General features: G+C 57.8%; 2 protein-coding genes. One reads left to right on the plus strand and one right to left on the minus strand.

What is annotated here, in order from left to right; all coding sequences use genetic code 11:
* Positions 1-826: 826 nt before the first annotated feature.
* Complete coding sequence (locus tag B0G83_RS37830) at positions 827-1,681, plus strand: IS4 family transposase (RefSeq protein WP_258168518.1); 855 nt, start codon at positions 827-829, stop codon at positions 1,679-1,681.
* Between the two features lie 131 nt (positions 1,682-1,812).
* Here the strand turns inward: B0G83_RS37830 and B0G83_RS37835 are convergent, their stop codons facing one another.
* The gene (locus tag B0G83_RS37835) at positions 1,813-2,010 is read right to left on the minus strand and encodes a CCE_0567 family metalloprotein (protein ID WP_105512343.1); all 198 of its coding nucleotides are present in this window, start codon (positions 2,008-2,010) and stop codon (positions 1,813-1,815) included.
* Between the last annotated feature and the right edge of the window lie 1,603 nt (positions 2,011-3,613).

Below are 3,613 nucleotides of genomic sequence, written 5' to 3' on the forward strand. Positions count from 1 at the left end.
GTGGTCAACTCACTAACAACGATCCGAGCGCCGAGGCTGCGCTGGATGTCAAAGGTAACGCATCCAAAGCGGGTTGTGCAGACCTTCCTTAACTGTATCAGGACTAAGACGTCATCCACGCACATTCGAAAACAGACGGGGCACCGCCTCAGTGACTGCCCTAAGCGCATGAGGGTCTCAAAATCGACACCTTCCAACTTATCCACGGGATCGAGACGCCGGGTGCATGCAGCGATCCGCGCAGCCGATGCGCTCCATTAAGCTGGCCTTCTATGATCTTCTCTTCGTCTTCTTCATCACCGTCGCCGTCGCCGTCGACCGAAGGGTAAGGGCCGTTCTCGCCGAAGCCAACAAGCTTCAGTACGCTAGGTAAGCGGACCGGAAGCCTTGTAATTACCCACATCCCCATCGAAAAACCTGGTACCTAGGAATACGTCAAGACCGGGATATTTAAAGGATGGCCGGTAACGGTCAGGCCATTTCGCAGCGACTGCGGATCGATTCAAGGTGAGCGGAGGCACCACGCTTGTTTTGCAGGATACGGCAATATTTTCCTACAAGCGGGAGCGCCCCGAGCTTGTCGGTTACGCGGGCAAAGCGACAATGCGAACCGGGTACAAGGAAACGGATTGCAGAATTCGCTGACCCAATGCGGCATCCTGATGCATTCCAGCCTGGCGGTAACCACCGAAGGTTTGCCACTGGGTCTGACCGCCATAAAATTCTGGACACGGAGCAAGTTCAAAGGCTGTACGGCGCTCAAGCGTCACGTCAACCCTACGCGCGTACCGATTGAGCAAAAGGAAGCTACCGCTGGCTCGAGAACATGCGCGGGTCGAGCGCGCTGCTGGGCGAGTCCGGGCACTGTATCCATGTGGGTGATCGGGAAAGCGACATCTACGAACTGTTCCGCACGGCGCACGATCTCGGCACACACTTCCTTGTGCGCACATGTGTAGATCGCCCGGCAGGCGATGGTCAGCATACGATCGACGCAGAGATGCGTAACGGAAGAGTCAAGGGTCTACATCGCGTTGAGCTTCGCGACGCGAACGGCGCGCGACTGGTGGTCGATCTGGAGCTTCGCTATCAGCGCATGACGGTGCTACCGCCCATCGGCAAGCAGAGCCGTTATCCGGCGCTGCAGCTTTGGGTCATTCACGCTCGGGAGCGTAACGCTCCGGGCACGCGTGCCCCGATAGAATGCAGGCTGATTACGGATTTGCCAGTAAGCTCGCGTGCACAGGCCGTGGAAAAGCTCGACTGGTATTCCATGCGCTGGAAGATCGAGACGTTCCACCAGATCCTGAGGTCGGGGTGCAAGGCCGAAGAAGCACGGCTACGTGCGGCAGACCGGCTGGCCAAGCTCATCTCCGTACTCTGCATCCTGAGTTGGCGCATCTTCTGGCTCACGATGGTCAGCCGCGCAGTTCCGCAGGCCCCGCCAGAAGCCGCATTCACGAAAACGGAAATTGAGTTGCTGAATTGCCTGGTACAGGAATCAGCCCACACCGCACGTGCACCACCGCTCGTGCGCAACGTGTTCAAGCTCGGCCAGCTTGGCGGCTATCTGGCGCGCGCCAGCGATCCTCCGCCTGGCAACACGGTGATGTGGCGAGGTATGCGACGGCTGACGGACATTCAACTCGGTTACGAACGCGCAATGAAAAGAAGTGGGTAATTACAAGACCGGAAGCACCTCCCGCATCGGATGCATATCTCCTCATCGGCCGTGAGCACGAAGGGCCGTATCCAGCCTCACCGCTTCGCAACCATCGTTAAACGTATCGCGCTAGTCAGTTTTCGGGCGCTTCATGTTTTTCTCCACGCGGCTTTGCGGGCTTCCGTCAGCGCGGCGTACGCGTCGTAGCAGCGCTGAGCAACGGTAACAACATGCTCCCAGCTTCCTGGCAGCTCCTCGGACAGCTCATGTAAATGCATCTTGGCTTGCGCGGCCCGCGCATTGAGTTTTTTGAGATGTGCATCCAGCTCTTCTGCATCGCTCTCCATTTCTAATAGAACACGGTCCCGTCTGCAACAGTTTTCAACTATCCTAACTGTCAAGGACGTGCTAGACCTCCATATCCGTAGGTTTGCAACAAATATTTCCCACCCACCGCCATTGAATTCGCCAACTTGCACCAAGTCCAGCCGGCGAGCTTGCCGCTCTGGAAAATGAGCGTGGTGCAGCGAATTCCATGCCCATTATCCATCAGCATAACTTATTACATCGCGCAAGCTTTCCACAGCCCACAATGTTAGACGTCGACACACTACCTCACGTAACCCGTCCACATACGCTCTGCGCTGACGTAGTCTTGCGGTACCGCAGTGCCTTCTCTCATGGGCGAGCGCCGCCCGAATCTTGCGCACCACCATCCTCTTTATATGGACACCCTCTCTTTGCCTTAGAACCTTGAGCGATATGATCGCAACAGGAGCGGCAAGCAGCTTGTTCCGGCCTCATTCTGCCGATATCTTCCGGCCCTTACGGAACCCGCTAACTCGCGTGCCAATTTGCCAACGGGCTGCTTTCTCAACAAGGCTAACGATCAGGTTATGCCAACCAGCGCTGCCATGCCGCGACCATGCGGTGTCGGTATGGCCCTCTTCTCGACGCGTAGGCCGAATTGTGGACCGAAGGCGCTTACGCAAATTGCGAGCCTACCCGCCGCGCATGCTAGCAACGCTAGTCGCATAAACTCTGCACGGACTGTGTCAAATGCCCGCTGGCGCGCAGCGCATTGTCCGCTTGTGGACAATCTAGTGCAAGCTTCGTCGCAAACGACACACTCACTGCGGGAGTCAATTCGCTTTTCCACGGTGAGCGGTGTCGGGTCGCTTGGCACGATAGCTGCATGAGCGCTGACCTTGAAAACGCCCGGCACCTCTTTTTCGGCGCCCCGGGGCTCGCTTCGCACCGAGGGAGGAGGCCTTGGCTGCACCGCTCAGAGACTGGCCGTCGAAAGCTGGAGGAGCGCCGTCGCGCAGGCGGCATCGCGTTATGCGCGAGGCCACTTCTCGACCGCGAAGGCCGTGCGCGTTAGTTACCTGCGGTTGCGAATGAGAGGGCAGCGGTCGTCCTTGACATAGCCGCCCCGCGCGTTGTGTCTCATCAGGATGGAAAAGCCACGGAATTTTTACATGATTTGGATGACTGAAATAAGCGACGAAGTTCATTCAGGCTGCACCGAGATTCGCTGGATGTCTGCGTGGTCGCAACGTGCCTCGCACATAGGGTCGTTCCGCACAGTGCGTGAACCATTGCCGCGCGAGCGGCTCGGCCCATTGATGGACATCCGACGCCGCTGGCGTGACGAGGCCATCAGTCAGCACAAACGCGGGTGCACACAGCGGGGCCTTCGTTGGCCCAAGCACGAATGTCCACGCAGGCACGAAATTGACATTGTCGGCACCTCGATCATGGAAGCTCGGCGTCAACCCGTTAAGACTAATTCGCCGCAACGCTCGTCAAACAGAGGCGTCACGTATCGATGAAAGGATGTCCCAAAGGTCCGTTTATCGGAGGTGAAACATGTTGCACGAAGAATTGAGTAGCGCGTCTGGGCAGCAGGTACGGGAGGCGGTCCGCGCGAAGAAATGGACCCGGACG

The sequence above is a fragment of the Paraburkholderia sp. BL21I4N1 genome (assembly GCF_002973525.1).
Taxonomy (GTDB): Bacteria; Pseudomonadota; Gammaproteobacteria; order Burkholderiales; family Burkholderiaceae; genus Paraburkholderia.

Excerpts from the sequence above, each read along its gene's own strand:
- B0G83_RS37830 (WP_258168518.1), top strand. The coding sequence starts at position 827 with ATGCGCGGGTCGAGCGCGCTGCTGGGCGAGTCCGGGCACTGTATCCAT.
- B0G83_RS37835 (WP_105512343.1), bottom strand. The coding sequence starts at position 2,010 with ATGGAGAGCGATGCAGAAGAGCTGGATGCACATCTCAAAAAACTCAAT.